This window comes from Variovorax sp. 01T439_2, assembly GCF_056398445.1.
In genome coordinates, this window is record NZ_JBFTPJ010000805.1 from 1 (window position 1) to 2,781 (window position 2,781).

General features: G+C 68.6%; 2 protein-coding genes and 1 pseudogene. All 3 read right to left on the reverse strand.

Going from position 1 to position 2,781, the window contains the following annotated elements:
• Nucleotides 1-1,102: pseudogene (locus tag AC1DOC_RS28055) on the reverse strand (efflux RND transporter permease subunit); the annotation flags it as partial.
• Nucleotides 1,063-2,178, reverse strand: a complete 1,116-nt coding sequence (locus tag AC1DOC_RS28060; RefSeq protein ID WP_478130956.1) for an efflux RND transporter periplasmic adaptor subunit — start codon at nt 2,176-2,178, stop codon at nt 1,063-1,065. The gene AC1DOC_RS28060 and the pseudogene AC1DOC_RS28055, both read right to left, overlap by 40 nt.
• Before the next feature lie 83 nt (nt 2,179-2,261).
• On the reverse strand, nt 2,262-2,781 hold a 520-nt coding region (locus AC1DOC_RS28065), incomplete at its 5' end, for a TetR/AcrR family transcriptional regulator (protein WP_478130957.1).

Below are 2,781 nucleotides of genomic sequence, written 5' to 3' on the forward strand. Positions count from 1 at the left end.
CCAGGAGGCCGAGCGCGAGGATCAGCGAGCCGAGCGTGATGCGGTCGAAGTTCTTGCCGGTCGCGGCCATCACCACGAAGACCACGGCCAGCGTCAGCGGCACCGCGGCGGCCACCACGAGGCCCGCACGCCAGCCCATGCTGAGGAAGCTCACGAGCATCACGACCAGCAGCGCCGCAAAGAACTTGACCATGAACTCGTCGACCGACGCGCTGATGTTCACCGACTGGTCCGTGACCTTGGTGAGGCTCAGGCCCAGCGGCAGCTCGGCGTTGATGGCTTGAGCTTCCACCTCCAGCGCCTTGCCCAGGTCGAGCCCGTTCCAGCCCTCGCGCATCACGACGCCGATCAGCAAGGCAGGCTCGCCGCCGTTGCGGATCATGAAGGTGGCCGGGTCTTCGTAGCCGCGCCTGACCGTGGCCACGTCCGACAGCTTCAGGGTGCGGCCCTGCGCAACCAGGGGCGTGTCGCGGATCTTCTGCAGCGTGTCGAATGCGCCGTCCAGCCGGATGAACACCTGCGGGCCGCGGGTTTCCACAGAGCCGGCCGGGCTCAGCGCGTTCTGGCCGTTGAGCGCGGCGAACACGTCCTGCGGCCCGATGCCCAGGGTGGCCAGCCGGTCGTGCGCGAACTCGACGTAGATGCGCTCCGACTGCTCGCCCGCGATGTTGACCTTCTTCACGCCCGGCACATGCAAGAGGCGCTGGCGCAGCGCCTCGGCGTCGCGCACCAGCACGCGCTGCGCTTCTCCCTTGGCCTTGAGCGCGAACAGCGCGAAGGTGACGTCCGCATACTCGTCGTTGATCATCGGCCCGATCACGCCGGCCGGCAGGCTGCCCGCTTCGTCGCCGACCTTCTTGCGCGCCTGGTAGAACTCTTCCTGGACCTTGGAGGGCGGCGTGCTGTCCTGCAACGTCAGCGTGGTGAACGCGAGGCCGGGCCGCGTGTAGGTTTCGGCGCGGTCGTAGTAGCGCAGCTCCTGCAGGCGCTTCTCGAGCTTCTCGGCCACCTGGTCCTGCATCTCCTGCGCGGTGGCGCCCGGCCAGGCCGTGATGATGGTCATCACCTTGATCGTGAAGGCCGGGTCTTCCGCGCGGCCGAGGCCGCGACACGCACCTTCTCGCCTTCGCGCAGCAGGTGCGCGCCCAGCGCGACCACCTGGTCGCCCTGCTTGAGCTGCCCGGCCACCAGCGCGCGCTCGCCATCCAGGCGCTCGACGGCCACCGGCTGCCAGCGCACCGTCGACGGATCGCCGCCGATGACCCACACGCCCGTCGCCTTGCCTGTATCGAACAAGGCGCTGATGGGCACCTGCACGCCTCCTGCACGGGCCGGCTTGCCGTCCGAGATGTCGACGGTCACCGTGGCGCCCAGCGGYGCATTGGCSAGCGCGCCYTCGAGCACRTASCGCGCCTCGAAGGTGCGCGTGAGCCTGTCGGCCGCATCGGAGAGCTGCCTGAGCTTGACGGGCACGGCAACGTCTTCCTTGCCGAACAGCGTGGCCTGCCCGCCGGAGCCGACGGCCGGACGCAGCGTTTCGGGCAACTGCACCACGGCCTCCCTGCGCCCGGCCTGCGCCACGCGGACCACCGGCTGCCCGGCGTTGACGACTTGGCCGGGCTCGGCCAGCGTCTCGAGCACCGTGCCATCTGCGTCGGCAACGAGTTCCGAATAGCGATTCGAATTGCGCGCGACTTCCGATTGCGCTTCTGCCGCAGCGAGCTGGGCCTGCGCGGCATCCGCCGCCGCCTTGGCCTGGTCGTACGCCGAGGCGGAAATCGCGCCGGTGCCGCGCAGGTCGCGAAAGCGTGCTTCCTCGTCGCCGGCCTGCTTCGCGCGCGCCCGTGCGGCGCTCACGGCCTCCTGCTGCGCACGCGCCGCCAGCCTCAGGTCGACCGGGTCGATGCGCATGAGCAGCTGCCCGCGCTTGACCGCCTGACCTGCGTCGACCAGGCGCTCCTGCACTTTTCCGGAGACGCGAAAGCCCAGGTCGCTCTGGACCCGCGCGGCGACGGTGCCGGTGAACGAGCGCGATGCCGGCCCGGCGGCCTGGACCGTGGCGGCGCGCACCAGCGGCGTCTGGGTGCGTGGATCGGGCGGGGCCTTGTCGTCGCAGGCGGCCAGCGCGAACGGCAAGGCGCAGACCAAGGCGGATGTGAGGAAGCGGCGCGTGTGCATGAGGGGCCCATTGACGAATCGATCAGAGCCCGATTCTGATAACAGTGACCAATTTAGTCAATAGTCACTGGGAATTTATTCGGCTAAGGCGACAAGCTGCGCAGCACCAGGCCCGACAGCTGGGCCGGCGCCTGCTCCGTGTAACTGGAGCTGAGCTGCAGGATCACGGGGTTGACGTAGGGGTGCATGACCAGGTAGATGGCCGCCGCCGTCTCGTCGATCGGCGTCTTGCGCTCGAAGTCGCCGGACTCGCGCCCCTGCTTCAGCAGCTCGAGCAGCATCTGCCGGATGCACTCTTCATGGGCGATGGCCGACGGCCAGCGCTCGCTGGCGGCCGAGATGGCGATCTCGTAGAGCTTGCGGTCCTGGAAGAACAGCCGAAGGCCCGAATCCACGATGGCCTTGAACATGCGGCGCAGCTTCTCGGGCGGGCTGCCGGCCCCGTCGACCGCGGCGCGGATCTCCAGCTGGATCTCGCGCAGGCAGTTCGCGCAGATCATTTCGCCGATCGCCTGCTTGGACTCGAAGAACTTGTAGATGTAGGCCTTGGAGAAGCCGATGGCCTTGGCCAAGTCGGAAACCGTGGTCTTCTCGTAGCCGTAC